The following is a 20196-nucleotide window of genomic DNA, read 5'->3' as shown; positions in this document are numbered from 1 at the left end:
ATCTAAAAATGAATAAATTAGGGGGAACTACCTAGTTCTTATACCAAAGAATAAAGCCCCCCCGTACCACGGTCCGGTAACCGATTTAAAAACCTCTGCTACGCTTTTTGGTATAGCGTGATATTTATTGATTGAGAGGGAAATATGGCTGAAGTAATCATTGCAGAAGTAAATGGTGAAGCTTCTATTGTTCGTGGTGACACAGGCGAACAAGTTATTGCTACTGTCGGAATGACTGTTTATGAGGGAGATGTATTAGATGTCTCATCCGATGGTTATGTCACCGTTAGTGTGGATGGCGAACTTCGCACACTTCCAGCCGGACAAAGTGTCACTTTCCCGCTGCAATTAGATTTTACAGAAAGCAATTCTGACGATGAATTTGCCGTCTTCGATGAGAGTGTCGATGAGCTAACCGCATTACTTGACGGTGTTGATGGCAACAACCAAGAAGGTGACGCTGACTTTCTTGATGTGCTTGCTGGTGACGGAGACATTTTAGAATCGTTAGAAGCAACCGCAGCGGGCCTAGATGGTGGTGCTGGTACTGACGGCGGTAGTAATTTTGTGCGCGTTGATCGCATAAATGAAGAAGTCGATCCAGTGGGTTTCCAGTTCGATCAAAGTGCAAATGGCAACGACGATGTTACGCCAGTTGAGTTTTCTGGAACAGGCGAGCAAGCACAAGACATTTCACTTACCCTAGATGCGATTGGCTTAACAAGCGACACCACGCCAACACTATCAGGCATTACTTCAGCAATTCCAGGCAGTACAGTTACACTAACCGTTACCGATAGTGAGGGAAACACTCAGGTTGTTACCGCCATAGTACAAGACGACGGTACATTCAGTGTAGACGTACCAAATGCATTGGCTGATGGTGAGTTCACGGTAGATGCTACCGTGTTAGAACCTACAGGTAATACTGCTGATAGTTCTACCACTGGTGAAATTGACGCTACCGCTCCAACCATTACCATTAATGCGCCGGGTTCTGATAACGACACCACGCCTACCCTTTCAGGTACAACCGATGCCACTCCTGGCAGCACAGTTACGCTGACCATTACCGATAGCGCAGGCGTTACTCAAACTGTGACAGCTATTGTGCAAGCCGACGGCACCTACAGCGTTGACGTACCTGCTGAATTAGCTGAAGGTGAATTTACCGTTAACGCCAGCGTTACCGATGAAGCAGGCAATACAGCAACCGCTGATACTACAGGGGAAATTGATACTACCGCCCCAACCATTACCATTAATGCGCCAGGCTCTGATAACGACACCACACCTACCCTTTCAGGTACCACTGATGCCGCCCCCGGCAGCACGGTAACGTTAACCATTACCGATAGCGCAGGTAACACACAAACCGTGACCGCTATTGTGCAAGCGGACGGCACTTATAGTGCGGACGTACCGGCTGAATTAGCCGAAGGTGAATTTACCGTTAACGCCAGCGTGGCCGATGAGGCTGGCAATACAGCAACCGCTGATACCACAGGGGAAATTGATACCACAGCGCCGTCTATCACCATCGACACCATAGCCACTGACAACGACACCACCCCTACTCTTTCGGGTACCACTGATGCTACACCGGGTAGCACGGTTACGTTAACCATTACCGATAGTGCAGGCAACACACAAACTGTAACCGCCATTGTGCAAGCGGACGGCACCTATAGTGCGGACGTACCGGCTGAATTGGCCGAAGGCGAATTTACCGTTAACGCCACCGTGACTGATGAAGCAGGCAATACCGCAACTACGGATACAACAGGCGAGATTGATACTACAGCACCGTCAATTACTATTGATGCTATAACAACTGGTAACGATACAACACCTACCCTTTCAGGTACCACTGATGCTACACCGGGTAGCACAGTTACATTAACCATTACCGATAGCGCGGGCAATACGCAAACCGTGACTGCCACTGTGCAAGCGGACGGCACTTATAGTGCGGACGTACCGGCTGAATTAGCCGAAGGCGAATTTACCGTTAACGCCAGCGTTAGTGATGAAGCAGGCAATACCGCAACCGCTGATACCACAGGGGAAATTGATACTACAGCACCGTCGATCACTATCGACACCATAGCTACTGACAACGACACCACGCCAACCCTTTCAGGCACCACTGATGCCACACCGGGTAGTACAGTTACATTAACCATTACCGATAGCGCTGGCGTTACTCAAACCGTGACAGCCATTGTGCAAGCAGACGGCACCTATAGCGTTGATGTACCTGCTGAATTAGCTGAAGGTGAATTTACCGTTAACGCCAGCGTGACCGACGAAGCGGGCAACACAGCAACCGCTGATACCACAGGGGAAATTGATACTACTGCGCCATCAATTACTATTGACGCGATAGCTACTGACAATGACACCACACCTACCCTTACAGGTACCACTGATGCCGCCCCTGGCAGCACGGTTACGTTAACCATTAGCGATAGCGCAGGTAACACACAAACTGTGACCGCCATTGTGCAGGCTGACGGCACATACACTGCAGACGTACCGGCTGAACTAGCTGAAGGTGAATTTACGGTTAACGCAAGCGTTACCGACGAAGCGGGCAATACGGCCAATGCTGACGCTCAGGGTGCTATCGACGTGACGGCCCCAACCATCTCATTAAACGACCCAGGAATAAATGGCGATGCAACCCCCACACTATCGGGCTTAACGGATGCCGTGCCCGGAAGCACAATAACGCTTACTGTTACCGATAGTGCAGGCGTTACTCAAACCTTTACTACCACCGTACAAGCCGACGGTACCTTTACCGTTGAAGTTCCAAATGCAGTGGCAGAAGGTACATACAGCGTAACTGCCGAGGTGACAGATGGTGCGGGTAATACCGCACAAGCAACAGCAAGCGGCGATTACGATTCTACGAGTCCGTCGACGACCGTAAATCAACCTGCACCAACGAACGATACTACGCCAAACGTTTCTGGTGAAACCGATGCCCCTCCAGGCAGTGAAGTGGTCATCGTTGTTACAGATAGCGAGGGTAACGAGCAAACAATCGTCACTACAGTGGGCGCTGACGGCACGTTCAACGAAGATGTGCCAGCGGAACTTAGCGAAGGTGAGTACACGGTAGATGTTACTGTGACGACACCAGCAGGTAACAGCTCGACTACTACAGTAACAGGCGAAATTGACACCACGGCGCCGATAATCAGCCTTGATCCTATTGGCTCAACCAATGATGACACGCCAGTGATAAATGGCGACACCGACGCAGAACCGGGTGCGATAGTAACACTAGATATCGTGCATTCAGATGGCACTACGCAAACCATTACTGCAACAGTGCAAGAAGACGGCAGCTTCAGTGCTGAAGTTCCGCAAGCACTCGCAAACGGCGACTTCACGGTAACCGCTACTGTGTCTGATGTGGCGGGCAATACTGCTTCAACGTCAATCGATGCGGTTATCAATACCCAAGGCCCTAATGTTGTCATTGAAACCGGCTCTCCTACCAACGGTAGTGAAGGCATAGGGGGGTCGTCAGACGCCCCTAATTCAGAGGTTGTGGTTGTTATCACCGATAGCGACGGCAACAGCCAGACAATAACGGGGACAACCGATGAGAATGGCAACTTCAATGTAGCATTCCCTCCTGGCTCTGAAGAGGGCGAATACGAGATTGAAGTGACGGTGACAGACGAAAATGGCAATAGCTCTACCGCCACGGCCACTACTGTACTTGATACCACCCCACCAATTGTGAATATCGACCCGCAAACGGATACTAACGACACAACACCGACTATCTCAGGTAACACAGATTTACCCGCAGGTAGCGAGGTCGTTATTACTGTCACTGATAGTCAGGGTAATACGCAGACCTTTACCGCCGTTGTTGATGAAAATGGTAATTTCAGCGCCGATGTCGAAGACGCGCTAGCAGAAGGCAACTATGAGGTTTCTGTCGAAGCAACTGATGCAGCGGGTAATACAACTACCGCTGTCGACAACAGTGGCAACATAGACACTACCGCACCAGCGCTTTCTCTAGACCCGCAAACTGACGGCAGCGACACCACGCCAACGATTTCAGGCTCTACCGATTTACCACCTGGTTCAACAGTAACCATTGCGGTGACCGACAGCGCGGGCAACACACAAACTATCGATGCCATCGTTGATGAGAACGGTGATTTTAGCGTCGACGTGCAAACGCCGCTTACTGAGGGTGAATATACTGTAGAGGCCAGTGCTACAGACGAGGCAGGCAATACAACGACTGCCAATGAAAATGGCGGCAACATTGATACGCAAGCCCCCACCATTTCACTAGAGCCACTTGGCACAGGTAACGACACGACACCTTCAATTAGCGGCTCTACAAACTTGGAATCAGGCAGCACGGTTACACTTACCGTTACCGATAGTGCTGGAAACAGCCAAACCTTTACTGCCACAGTAGACGCGAACGGTGAATTTAGCGCAGACGTGCCTGCTGAACTCGCTGACGGCGACTACACTGTTGAAGCAACAGCCACCGATGCTGCGGGAAATAGTGCTTCAACGTCACAAACTGGCACCGTGGACAGCAATGCGCCAAGCTTAACCCTTGACCCACTGGGTGATGACAACGACACCACGCCTACTATCTCAGGTACTACCGATTTACCCGCTGGCAGCACTGTTACACTCTCTGTTACCGATGCGCTTGGCAATACGCAAACGTTTACGGCAACGGTAGATGGTTCTGGTAATTTCAGTGCCGATGTGCCCAATCCATTAGCTGAAGGTGAATATAGCGTAACGGCTACAGCGACCGACGCCAACGGCAATACTGCAACGGCAACGGAAACTGGCGGTAATATCGATATTACATCGCCGCTGGTTAATCTAGATGCTCAAGGCAGTACTAATGATACTACGCCAACCATCTCAGGTAACACAGACCAGGCACCGGGTAGCAGTGTATCAATCACTGTTACAGACAGTGCAGGCAATACGCAAACCTTTGACGCTCTTGTCCAAAATGACGGTACTTTCTCTGTTGACGTGCCGGCAGAGCTTGCCGACGGCAACTTTACCGTTACCGCGACGGTCACTGACGATGCGGGTAATCAAGACTCTGCATCGACACAGGGCAATATTGATACCGCAGCACCAACGCTATCGCTTGACCCACAAGATGTGGGCAACGATACTACGCCGCTTATTAGCGGCACGACAGATTTACCCCAAGGTAGCACGGTAACACTGGTCGTCACCGATAGCTTAGGTAATCAGCAAACTATTGAAGCCGTTGTTGATGAAAACGGAAACTTTAGCGCTGAAGTACCTAGCGCATTAGCAGAAGGTATCTACTCCGTTACAGCAACCGCTGTCGATGAAAATGGTAATACCGCTAGCGTGACAGAAAACGGTGGCATAGTAGATACAACCGCACCATCGCTATCTTTAAATCCAGTGGGTTCTGGTAACGATTCCACACCAACTTTATCGGGCAGCACCGACCTGCCTGAAGGAAGTGTTATCTCGCTAACAGTCGTTGATAGCGCTGGTAACATCCAAACTATCAACACCTTAGTCGATGCTAATGGCAACTTCTCTGTCGACGTCCCTCAAGAACTGGCTGATGGAGACTTTACTGTTACTGCCACGGCAGAAGACGAAGCAGGCAATGAAGTTACAGACAACGCAACGGGTAATATTGATACCAATGCCCCCACGTTAGTGCTAGATGGTCAAGGCGAGACGAATGACAGCACGCCCGTTATTTCAGGTACCACCAGCTTACCTGAAGGAAGTACGATTACCTTAACCGTAACGGATAGCGCAGGGAACACGCAAACGATTACCGCGACAGTAGGCACTGACGGAACATTTAGTGCAGAAGTAACCACTCCACTCGCTGATGGCGCTTACACCGTTACCGCCAGCGCAACTGACGGCGATGGCAACACGACAACAGTAACCGACAATGGCGGCGTTGTAGATACCACCGCGCCTACGCTTACCCTAGAAAATCCTGACAGCACGGGTGACACCACACCTACACTTTCAGGCACCACTGACCTTCCTGAAGGAAGCACGGTTACGCTTGTCGTTACAGATAGCGCTGGAAACACGCAAACTATCAATGCTTTGGTTGATGCAAATGGTAACTTTAGCGTAGATGTGCCAAACGCACTTGCTGACGGCGACTTTACTGTGACTGCCAGTGCAACCGACAGTGCAGGCAATACCGCGAATGCCAATACAACAGGTAATGTAGATAGCGAAGCGCCGCTGTTAACCCTTGATAAACAAGGCGCTACCAGCGATGTTACCCCAACTATCACAGGTACTTCCGACGTGGCACCTGGCACACTGGTTACCATTACTGTGGTAGATGCCAACGGTAACTCGCAGAGTTTCCAAGCAGCCGTGCAAGCAGACGGCACATTCAGTGCCGATGTGCCTAGCGCCCTGGCTGAAGGCGACTTTACCGTTACGGCAACAGTAAGCGATGCACAAGGCAACACCGCGACGGCAAACGAAACAAATGGAAGTATTGATACACAAGCACCTATTGTTACCGTTAACCCGTTAGATTCAGGTAATGACACTACGCCGGTTATTTCAGGTAATACAGATTTACCTGAAGGTGCTGTCGTTGTGATCACCGTGACTGACAGCAATGGCGACACGCAAACCATTAACGCATTGGTTGATGCAGACGGCAACTTTGCAACAGAGGTATTGTCTCCACTGCCTGAAGGAGACTACAGCGTCGAAGTTACTGCGACAGATGATGCAGGTAATTCAACAACTGCCACTGAGGACGGTGGCAATATTGACACCACCGCCCCTGTACTTACGCTAAATCCGCAGGGCACAGGTAACGATGAAACGCCTAACATATCGGGCAGCACTGATTTAGCACCGGGAAGCACAGTCACGTTAACCGTCACAGATAGCGCTGGCAATACACAAACCTTTGACGCCATTGTGGACGCGAATGGTGACTTCAGCGCAGATGTTCCAAACGCTATACCAGACGGCAGCTACACGGTAACAGCAAGTGCCTCAGACGATGCAGGTAATACAACCACCACTTCTGATACCGGTACGTTAGATACCAGTGCCCCTACGTTGACATTAGATGCGCAAGTTACGGTTAGCGATACTACACCAACCATTTCGGGTACGACTGACCTACCCGCTGGTTCAACCGTGACGCTTTTTGTAACTGACAGTGCAGGCAACACCCAAACCTTTACTGCATTTGTTGATGCGAGCGGTAACTTTAGTGCTGATGTCCCCGCGCCTCTTGCCGAAGGTGATTACTCAGTAACCGCTACCGCTACTGACGACAACGGAAATAGTGCCTCTGTCACCGACAATAACGGTAATGTCGATACCGTCGCCCCCGTTATTTCACTAGATGCGCTGGGTTCAAATAACGATACTACGCCTACCATTTCAGGCACTACGGACTTAGCAGCAGGTGAGAGCGTAACGCTGTCGGTCACCGACAACGCTGGCAATACACAAACTGTGACCGCAACGGTTGATACAAACGGCAACTTTACTGTGGCTGTACCAGCTGCACTCGCCGAAGGTGACTATACGGTTACCGCAACGGCCACCGACGCTGCTGGCAACAGTGCGTCAGCCAATGCAACAGGCACCATAGACACCACAGCGCCTACCCTAACCTTAGACCCTCAAGGATTAGGCAACGACACAACGCCAACCATTTCGGGAAGTACAGATCTAGCCGAAGGCAGCGTGGTCTCTTTGGTTATCACTGACAGTGCAGGCAATATTCAAACGGTTACAGCAACAGTTGATGCTGCAGGAAACTTCACGGTTGATGTACCCGCGGCACTTGCTGAAGGCTCTTACAGTGTTGAAGCTACTGCCACTGATGAAGCAGGCAACAGCACGTCGGTTCTCGATAATTCAGGCGTTATCGACATCACGCCACCTGATCTAAATCTCGAAGAATTAACACCAGAGAATAACCTAACGCCAACTATTTCTGGCACCACAAACCTTCCTGCGGGCGCTATTGTCACACTAACAGTGGTCGACAGTTTGGGTAATACGCAAACCTTTGCCGCAACGGTACAAACCGACGGTAGTTTTGCCGCCAACGTACCTTCACCACTAGCTGAAGGAGACTATACGGTTACCGCAACGGCTCAAGACGCGGCGGGCAACCAAGGCTCTGACTCTGAAACGGGTGGTAGCGTCGATACCACAGCACCAGTGATTACCTTAGATCCATTTGGTACAGGTAACGATAACACACCAACTATTAGCGGTAGCACAGATTTGGATGCAGGCAGCACAGTAACTATCACAGTAACTGACAGCGTTGGTACTGTGCAGACGTTTACTGCAACTGTTGATGGTAATGGCGACTTCAGTGCAGATGTGCCTAATCCTATGGCTGACGGAAACTTCGACGTTACTGCAACGGCCACTGATGCTGCAGGCAATACTGCTACAGATACAGTGAGCGGCGACATAAACTCAGCCGCGCCTACCCTATCCCTCGAGCCTCTTGGTTCGGGCAACGACACGACGCCGACCATTTCAGGTAGCACCGACTTAGCGCCAGGTAGTACTGTAACGCTAACTGTGACTGACAGTGCTGGAAACACACAGACATTCAGTGCCATAGTGCAAGGTGATGGAAGCTTTACGGCTGATGTTCCTGCAAGCTTACCTGAAGGTGACTATTCTGTTACTGCGACCGCCACAGACGGCGCCGGCAATAGTGCATCGGTAACCGAAAATGGCGGTAACATCGATACCACAGCCCCATCAATAACCATCGATACACAAGGGCTTGGCAATGATGCAACGCCGTCTATCTCTGGCACCACAGACCTCAATGCTGGCGACACAGTTAGCATAAGCGTGACAGACAACGCTGGAAATACCCAAACATTCACTGCAACCGTTCAAAACGATGGCACTTACAGTGCTGATGTTCCTGCCGATTTATCTGAAGGCAGTTTCAGCGTGACTGTCACTGCGAATGACGATGCGGGTAATTCTGCAACGGCAATAGATAACAACGGTGTCATAGATACTGCAGCCCCCACCGTAGCGTTAGATGCACAAGGCCTAACTAACGATGCCACACCGACTATATCGGGAACCACCGACTTGGCTGCGGGCAACACTGTAAGCATCAGCGTGACCGACAGCCAGGGCAATACGCAAACTTTCACTGCCACCGTTCAAGCGAATGGTAGCTTTAGCGCTGATGTGCCCCTTGACCTTGCAGAAGTCGATTACACAATAGAAGTGACGGCGACTGATGATGCAGGTAATCAAAACACAGCGGTTGATAATAACGGTACAGTTGACACCACCCCACCTGTTATCAACTTAGATCCAGTGGCCAGCGGCAATGACGCAACACCAGTATTAAGCGGTACTACCGATTTGCCAGAGGGAGCAACAATTACACTGGTTGTCACCGATGCAGGCGGTAATGTACAAAACCTTGCAGCTACGGTAAACGCGGATGGCACTTTCTCAGTTGAAGTACCCAGCGCGCTTGTTGATGGCGATTACGATGTAACAGCCAGTGCGAGCGATGCTGCGGGCAATAGCACGACAGTGTCAGATAGCGGCAATATTAATGCAAGCGCCCCGGACATTACCTTAGATGCCCTTGGCCAGACAAACGATGCTACGCCTCTTATTTCGGGCACAACTAACGCGCCAGTTGGTGCCACCGTCACTTTAACAGTGACAGATAGTGCTGGAGCAGTTCAAACCTTTACTACAACCGTACAAGGAGATGGTACCTTCAGCGCAAGCGTACCGTCAGACCTGGCCGAAGGTAGCTACACAGTTGTCGCAGAGGTGACTGACGGAGCCGGAAATACAGGCTCTGACTCTGAAACTGGCGGTGTGGTAGATACCACATCACCAGCTATTGATGTTGCAGATCCGGGTGTTGGCAATGATGCTACACCAACCATTAGCGGAACGACAGACCAGCCAGCCGGAAGCACAGTTTCAATTACCCTCACCGATAACGATGGCAATATTCAAACCTTATCAGCAACCGTACAAAGCGACGGCTCTTTTAGTGTAGAGGTACCTGCCACTTTGGCTGAGGGTAACTACACAGTCCAAGCTACCGTTGTTGATGAAGCTGGCAATACAGCGTCCGACGCTGAAAGCGGCGTCATCGACACAATTTCACCTGTCATTACGCTGGACGACCCAGGCACAATTAGCGACTCGACACCAACCATTAGCGGCACTGTAGATTTACCGCAAGGTTCTACAGTGCAGATAACCGTTGTTGATAGTGCGGGTAATACCCAGGTGTTCTCTGCGTTGGTTGCCGCGGGCGGCGTATTCTCTGCCGATGTACCAGCGGCGATGGCTGAAGGAAACTTCACTGTATCAGCAACCGCCACTGATACAGCAGGTAACAGTACAACCGATAACGACGCAGGCGTAGTTGATACACTAGTACCTACACTTACTATAGATGTTGCCGATACCACTAACGACGCGACGCCACTCATTACTGGTACAACCGATGAGCCTGCAGGCGCTGTGGTAACCATTTTGGTAACGGATAGCGCTGGTGCAACCCAGACCTTAAGTGCTGTGGTGCAGGGAGATGGGACTTTCTCTATATCCCCTGGTACCGATTTAGCTGAAGGCGACTTCACGATAAGTGCTAGCGTCAGTGATGAAGCAGGTAACACTGCAACAGCAAGTGATACAGGAAACGTAGACACTACAGCGCCATCTCTAACCTTAACGCCACTTGAGGAAGGCAATGACACAACCCCTACTCTGTCTGGTAGCACTAACCTAGAGCAAGGCAGTGAAGTTACGCTTGTGGTAACCGACAGCGCAGGAAATGTACAAACCCTCACAGTTACAGTTGATGTAAATGGAAACTTTACAGTGAATGTGCCTGCGCCTTTAGCAGAAGGTGCATACAGTGTTGAGGCCACCGTAAGTGATGATGCGGGTAACAGCACCAGTGTTGAGGACAATACAGGCGTCATCGATACAACAGCTCCAACCCTATCGTTAGACGCACTTAACTCGGAGAATGACACTACTCCGACCATATCGGGTAATACTGACCTGCCTGCAGGTGCTACTGTAACGATTACGGTTGTCGATAACGCAGGTGTAAGCCAGACCTTCGATGCAACCGTTCAGGGAGACGGCAGTTTCTCGGCAGATGTGCCCAACCCAATGGCCGAAGGAGGTTATACCGTCACAGCCGTGGCCCAAGACCCAGCAGGCAATGAGACTACTGTCACTGAAGCAAACGGTAGCGTAGACACTACCGCGCCGACTATCAACTTAGATGCACAAGGCACAGGTAACGATACCACGCCAACAATTACTGGCAGCACCGATTTAAGCCCAGGTAGTTCAGTGACCATAACCGTCACCGACAGCGCAGGAGCAGAACAGACATTTACGGCTATTGTCGATAGTAACGGTGATTTCAGCGCCGACGTGCCCAATGCAATGGCAGACGGAAACTTCGATGTTACTGCAACCGCCACTGATGCCGCTGGAAACTCGGCGTCTGATACTACCAGCGGAAATATTGACACCGCCGTGCCAACCCTAACCTTGGACTCGCTTGGTACAGGAAACGACACAACACCAACCATCTCTGGCACTACGGATGTTGCACCGGGCAGCATCGTGTCTATCAGCGTTACTGATAATGCTGGTAATACGCAAACCTTTGACGCCATTGTTCAAGCTAATGGCACCTTCTCTGCAGATGTGCCAGCGGCCTTATCTGAAGGTAATTATTCTGTCACTGCAACTGCCACTGATCCCTCGGGCAATACGGCAACTGCAAATGAAAATGGTGGAATTATCGATACTACTGCGCCTGCTGCACCTACTATTGATGCGGGCAATGGTACTGAAATTACCGGCACTGCCGAAGCAGGTGCTGTCGTAAACGTAGACGTTGACGGTGATGGCACACCTGATTTCACGGTGACTGCTGATAACGATGGTAACTGGTCAGTAACACCCACTACACCGCTAGCCGATGGCGTGGTTGTGACGGCAACAGCTACCGATGAAGCAGGCAATACAAGTAGCCCAGCGACTGACACAGTAGACGCTGTTGCGCCAATCGTTGTCTTTAATGACCTAACGACTAACGACACCACGCCTGCACTTACCGGTTCGGTAGACGATCCAACGGCCACGGTGGTCGTTAACATCAACGGTACAGACTATACCGCGACAAACAATGGTGATGGCAGCTGGACATTGGCTGACGATATCGTTGCCGCGCTGGCTGAAGGTAGCTATACCGCTACGGTTACTGCTACTGACGCCGATGGTAACACCGGAACTAACTCTGGTACTGTGGTTATTGACACCACTGCTCCAGCAGCGCCTACCGTCGATGCAGGTAACGGCACTGAAATTACGGGTACTGCGGAAGCAGGCGCAACTGTAAATGTAGACGTGGATGGCGACGGCACGCCAGACTTCACCGTCATCGCTGATGGCGATGGAAATTGGTCAGTAACACCCACTACACCGCTGGCCGATGGCGTGGTTGTTACGGCGACGGCGGTTGATGAAGCTGGCAATGTCAGTGCACCAGCGTCAGATACAGTAGATGCTGTTGCGCCAATCGTTGCAATTGATGACTTAACCACTAATGACGCTACACCAGAGCTAATCGGTACGGTTGACGATCCAAACGCTATCGTAGTAGTGACTATTGATGGCGTGGACTACACCGCAACTAACAATGGTGATGGAAGCTGGACCCTGGCTGACGATGCAGTGGCTGCACTTGCAGATGGTAGCTATACCGCTACCATTACTGCCACGGATGCCGATGGCAATGTGGGCTCAAATTCAGGAACGGTAGTGATTGATACTACTCCACCTGCCATACCTACTGTGGATGCAGGCAACGGCACCGAAATTACCGGTACCGCTGAAGCAGGCACAACCGTAAATGTGGACGTTGATGGTGACGGCACGCCTGATTTCACCGTCATCGCTGATGGCGACGGTAATTGGAGTATTACGCCTGATACTCCGCTTGCCGATGGCGTAATTGTGACCGTAACGGCAACTGACGCAGCAGGTAACATCAGCAACCCAGCCTCAGACACGGTTGACGCGGCTGCACCAGTAGTTGCCTTTAACGATTTAACAACAAACGATACAACGCCGGCACTTACTGGTTCAATTGACGACCCAACAGCCACGGTGGTTGTTACCATCAACGGTGCCGACTATACCGCCACCAATAACGGTGATGGCACGTGGACACTGGCTGACGATGCGGTGGCGGCACTTGCTGAAGGTAGCTATACCGCAATAGTTACTGCAACCGACCCAGAAGGTAATGTGGGTACGAATACTGGTACAGTGGTTATTGATACCACAGCACCAGCTGCGCCTACCGTTGAAGCGGGCAACGGCACTGAAATTACCGGCACAGCCGAAGCAGGCGCAACGGTAAATGTGGATGTAGACGGAGACGGCACGCCAGATTTCACCGTGATCGCTGATGGCGACGGCAATTGGAGCTTAACGCCAGATACACCATTGGCAGATGGTGTTGTAGTAACGGCAACAGCAACCGATGAAGCGGGCAATACCAGTGGGCCTGCATCTGACACGGTAGACGCCGTGGCACCTGTCGTAACCATCAATGATGTAACGACCAACGACACTACGCCTGCACTAACGGGTACGGTTGATGACCCAACGGCTACTGTAGTAGTCACCATTGATGGCAACGACTATACCGCTACAAATAATGGCGACGGTACGTGGACACTGACTGATGACGTAGTGGCTACACTCGCTGAAGGTAGTTACCCAACATCTGTTACTGCAACTGACGATGCGGGTAATACCGATACCGACACTGGTACTGTAGTAATTGATACCACCGCGCCTACGGTTGCAATAAACGATCTGACCACCAACGACACCACGCCTGAGCTTACCGGTACGGTAAACGACCCGAATGCGGTTGTGGTGGTGACCATTGACGGCAACGACTATACCGCTACCAATAACGGTGACGGTACATGGACACTGGCTGACAACGTAGTCGCAACGCTTGCAGAAGGCAGCTACCTTACATCGGTAAGCGCGACAGACGCTGCTGGCAACACGGTAACCAATACAGGTACAGTGGTAATTGATACCACCGCGCCTACCGTTGCAATAAACGATCTGACCACCAACGACACCACGCCAGAGCTTACCGGTACGGTGAACGATCCGAATGCGGTTGTGGTGGTGACCATTGACGGTAATGATTACACCGCTACCAACAATGGTGACGGCACGTGGACGTTGGCTGACAACGCAGTTGCTACGCTAGCAGAAGGCAGCTACCCGACTTCGGTAAGCGCGACAGACGCCGCGGGCAATACTGTCACCAATACAGGTACGGTAATAATTGATGTCACCGCACCTACGGTTGCAATAAACGATCTGACCACCAACGACACCACGCCAGAACTTACCGGTACGGTGAACGACCCCAATGCGGTTGTGGTGGTGACCATTGACGGCAATGATTACACCGCTACCAACAATGGTGACGGTACCTGGACGTTAGCTGATAACGCAGTTGCTACGCTTGCAGAAGGCAGCTACCCCACGTCGGTAAGCGCAACAGACGCCGCGGGTAATACTGTCACCAATTCGGGAACAGTGGTAATTGATACCACTGTACCTACGGTAGGTATTGACGATCTCAACACCAATGACACCACGCCAGAACTTACTGGTACGGTGAACGACCCGAATGCAGTTGTGGTCGTTACCATTAACGGTACAGACTATACCGCTACAAACAATGGTGATGGCAGCTGGACACTGGCTGACGATATCGTTGCCGCGCTGGCTGAAGGTAGCTATACCGCAACGGTTACTGCTACTGACCCCGATGGTAACACCGGAACTAACTCTGGTACTGTGGTGATTGACACCACTGCGCCAGCAGCGCCTACCGTGAATGCAGGCAACGGCACAGAAATTACCGGTACCGCCGAAGCAGGCAGCGTGGTTAATGTTGATATTGATGGCGACGGCACGCCTGATTTCACCGTCACAGCAGATGGCGACGGCAATTGGAGCGTAACGCCAGATACACCATTAGCAGATGGAGTCGTAGTAACGGCTACGGCTACCGATGAAGCGGGTAACACCAGTGGGCCTGCATCTGACACGGTAGACGCAGTGGCACCTGTCGTAACCATCAATGATGTAACGACCAACGACACTACGCCTGCGCTAACGGGTACGATTGATGACCCAACGGCTACTGTAGTGGTCACCATTGACGGCGTTGACTATACCGCTACCAACAATGGTGACGGCACGTGGACGTTGGCTGACAACGCAGTTGCTACGCTTGCAGAAGGCAGCTACCCGACTTCGGTAAGCGCGACAGACGCCGCGGGTAATACTGTCACCAATACAGGTACGGTAATAATTGATACCACCGCGCCTACGGTTGCAATAAACGATCTTACTACTAACGACACCACGCCAGAGCTTACCGGTACGGTGAACGATCCGAATGCAGTTGTGGTGGTAACGATTGACGGCAACGACTATACCGCCACCAACAACGGAGACGGCACATGGACACTGGCCGATGACGTAGTCGCCACGCTAGCAGAAGGTAGCTATCCAACTTCGGTAAGCGCGACAGACGCCGCGGGCAACACGGTGACCAATACAGGTACGGTAATAATTGATGTCACCGCACCTACGGTTGCAATAAACGATTTAACCACCAACGACACCACGCCTGAGCTTACCGGTACGGTGAACGATCCCAATGCGGTTGTGGTGGTGACCATTGACGGCAACGACTATACCGCTACCAACAATGGTAATGGCACGTGGACGTTGGCTGATAATATCGTCGCCCTGCTTGCTGAAGGCAATTACACGGCTGTGGTTACCGCCACAGATGCTGTAGGCAATGTTGCAACTGACACTGGTACAGTCGTTATCGATACCACTATTGATGAAAACAATAATGGTCAAACAGTAACGTTCGACAGTATCTCAAACGACTCTGGCGTAGCTGGCGACTTTATTACTAGCGATAGCACACTTATCTTTAATGGTACGGTTGACCTTGGTGATAATACTACCCTAACCGTTACCGTTGACGGTACGTCCTATACTTTTGGCACCGATCCTGAACTTACCATTGATGGCAGCGGCAACTGGAGCCTCGATTTAACTGGCATACTGCTATCAGCGGGAACCTACGCGGTGGTGGCAACAGTCACCGACGAAGCAGGTAACTCGGCGAGCACAGCAAGTCAAAATGTTGTTGTACAGGCTCTTGATGCTATAAACGACGGTAACACCGTTGATATGGGCGAACCTGTGGTCACGGTCAACCCACCGGAAACTACGAGCAACGTAGATGTTATCGGCTTAGCCGAGGCTACGGGCGGTGTTGATGCGAGTGCATCCTTTACCGTTTCCCCTAACCATGTAGGTGAAGTGCTAGTAGAAGTTGACCAAATAGCACTGGTTGCTGTTGCCGATGCCTACATTGTTGAGGTGTATGACGAGAGTGGTCAACTTGTTTACAAAGGAGTAAGCGCAAACTCACAACTTGCCGATGTCGGTGGCCTAGACATTTTTGATGTTACCGGCGACGAGACCATTTCGTTCACGTTGGCAGGCCTTGATGCTGGCAACTACAGTGTGGTGGTCCGCAATGATGAGAACTTACTAGAAGACTTGCTAGACAACGACAATAGTAACGATGTTAACCTTCAAGAACTTGGTTCAGCTGGCGTTGTACTTGGGCCAGACAATCAAGCTGTCGTCCTTGATACTATTGAAACAACGTTAAATACCGGGGTTTTAGGTATTCCAATTGGTACGGTTGGCACGCAAGTAAGGGGCGTATTAGAAGTACTTCTAGATACAACCACAGTAATTGGCGCAGGACAGCTTGTTAATTTACTTACCGCGCCTCTTGATGCAATTGGTTTAACTGGCTTCCTTGATGACATTCTAAGTGTCATTGCCGATGCATTGCTCAGCAATACATTAACCCTATTGCAAGACACTGATATCACCACCACATTAACCGAATATACCTATACGGGTGATTTGGTGGCCCAAGGCAACCTAATCGACGGTGATATTAGCGGCGTAGGTGCCGACACTATCTTAGACGGTGCCCAAGTAACACTGGTTACCAACGCCTCTGGTGATAGTGTGGCTGTACCTGCTTCCGGCACCGTTACTATTCAAGGTAACTATGGCGTACTGGAAATTGCCGCAGACGGCACATACACCTATACCGCCGACGGCGATCGTAGTGCAATTGGCCAGGACGAAGTGTTTAACTACACCCTATCAGATGGTGAAACTTCTGATATTGCGGCGCTTACCATAACCATATCTGGCAGCGACTTCCCGCCAGTAGTAGCTCAAACCGATAACAATGACATGGAGTTGGGCGCACAAACGGCCATTGTAAATGCACCAGTTAGCGACAGTGACTTCCAAGTGCTTGGCTTAACCGAAGGCTCGCCAGCAGCGGGCTCGCCAGAGGCTAGCACAACGCTTACCGTTGATGCTGGTTTCTTTGGCGAAGTGGTTGTAGAAGTTAGCCAAACCGCCTTAGTCGCCGTCGCTGATTCGTATCGTATTGATATTATAGATGCCGATGGCAACGTGGTCGCCTCAGCTATGACGCCGGACAATCCGTTAATAGGTGATGTAGCTGGCGTAAACCTAATCGGAGTAACTGGTGACGATACACTGGTTGCGAAATTCTCTGGGCTACCTGCGGGTGATTACACCGTGGTCGTGCGCAATGATGAAAGTGCCCTTGAGACACTATTCGATCAAAATAGCGACGGCTCGATTACGCTAACAGAATTAGGTGATGGCGGCGTAGTGCTTGGCGAAGAAAACCAAGAGGTGGTGCTAACTGCTGTTGAGGACGCACTAAACGGCACTGAAGCCAGTATATTAAATGGACTTGGTTTGGGTACGGTTGTGCGAAACCTTGTGCTTGAGCCAGCCTTAAGCACCGCAGACGCTATTGGCGCCGGCGATTTAGTGAGTACCATTACCACGGGACTTAACCTATTAGGGTTAGGTGCACTGGTAGATACCGTATTAGATGCTGTTGCAGCGGCACTGCTAAGCAATACACTTACCTTGCTTCAGTCTACCGATATAACTTCAACACTAACGGAGTATCAGTTTGAAGGTAGCACGACAACATCGGGGAATGTTATCGATGCCGCTAATACTGGCGACGTAGCGGACAGCATTGCTGAGGGCGGCGTAGTGACGCAAGTTACCCATACCAATGGTGAGTCGGTGACTGTATTGGGCACTGGGCTATCGGGCATTACTATTGAAGGTGACTATGGCGACCTCACCATCTTTGAAGACGGTAGTTACACCTATGTAGCCAACGGCGTGCGCGACGGCTTAGGCAATACAGATAGCTTCAGCTACACCATTTCAGATGGTAGGAATACCTCTACTGCAAACTTAAATTTCAATTTATCAGGGCAAGGGGTATCGGCTGATTCAGCCCGCGCTGAATTAACTTATGACTTTGCTACTGATGCAGGCCTTAACGAAACTGATGCGCTTTCTCATGGATATTTATTGGGGCTAGGTGGCAGCTTTAACGATACCAGCAATACATTTGCCGTAGCGTCAAATACAACTCAAGATATAACGTTAAACGTTGACAATGGCAGTCTACTGTCACTGGTTTCAAGCCTTACTGTTACCGTAGAAAAGTTTGAAAACGGAGCATGGGAAGCGTACAGGGTTTTCCCTAACGGCGAGCTAATTAGCTTATTAGGCATTGATGGCGATACCGTCCTCACTGTCGACGGATTAACTGAAGGTTTGTACCGTTTGTCGATGAACGGTACGACTGGCCTTGGCGTAGCTGGCAGCATTAGTGTAGACCTATCCTCGACCATCAATTACCTTGACCAGTTTGAATTTAGCAGCGCTCAAACAGCTACAGGTAATTTGTTCGAAAACGATATACTGTTTGGCCCAACGTACGACGTTACCGTATCTGCTGATGGAACAAACTTCCAAGATGCCACTGGCGGCATTACGTTAGTTGGTGATTACGGTACGCTGCAAATTGACCAAACGGGCGCGTACACTTATACCCCGGACAACACGCTAGCCGTATTTGGCGGCACCTTAACGGATACATTTACTTACCGTATCGAATATCCAGACGGTACTGTCGAGCAGGCAGAGTTTAATGTATTTGTGACGGCATCGGGTGAAGGTGTACCTGAAGTAGTAACAACCACTTCATCTGAATCTGTAAGTGCATCAGATAGCAGCGGCACCGTTGTTACTGACGAGCCTACAGCACCTGACGTGATTGACCTAACAGGGCAAACGCTTCAAACAGTCGATCTGAATGCTGAAACTCGATTGGTAACGCCAGAAAACGAGGCTACTGCGCCCCTATTGAGCACGGAGCCAGTAGAAAGCATTGCACCTGTAGAGAGCACGCCTGAAATCATTACGCTACCTGAAGAGGAAGTGAGCACGCTTGGTACTAATGTGGGCGATGGTTTTGGCGGTGGCGACACTATCGACCTGTCTGGTACCAAGCTTGATACGGTTGATATTGGCGGCCCTATACCCACCGCGCCGGACGAGGGTACAAGCCCGCTTTCGCCTGAAGCTTCAACGCCTGAAAGCACAGCGCCAGAACCTATCACCTCTGGAACATTACCAGAAGACACAATTACCCTTCCAGAAGAAGGCGATATTGTAACCGCTGGCCCAGTGACAGAGGTAACAGTTGATGTTGTAGATATAGATCTTCCACCAGAAGATTTAATTCTACCTTCAACTGAGCCTACATCCACTGATTCGGGCAACGAAAATACATCGTCTGATACCGGTAGTGACTTAGTGGGCGATTCGTCTAAAGAAGGTAGCGCTGATGTGACAACAGCTTCTCCGACAGAGTCTGAAGTGCTGAAGACAGCAATAGATAAACTTCCACCAACGGATATCTAGTTAACTCATGAAGTCAGCCTTAAGCCCTCGTCTTTAACGGGGGCTTTTTTATTATGTGCCTAGTATCACAAGATATTTAAAAAGATATTTTAGCTGCATAAGCGCAGCGTGATA

At 50.7% G+C, this 20196-nt stretch carries 1 protein-coding gene; it reads left to right on the top strand.

Going from position 1 to position 20196, the window contains the following annotated elements; genetic code table 11:
- The first annotated feature begins 144 nt into the window (after window positions 1-144).
- A complete protein-coding gene (locus tag ACXAGK_RS02895) occupies window positions 145-20082 on the top strand; it encodes a BapA/Bap/LapF family large adhesin (RefSeq protein ID WP_474853976.1) in 19938 nt (6645 codons plus the stop codon).
- Window positions 20083-20196 lie beyond the last annotated feature (114 nt).

The organism is Alteromonas sp. ABM1_013 (assembly GCF_056160505.1).
This window is presented reverse-complemented; position numbering and strand designations above follow the sequence as displayed.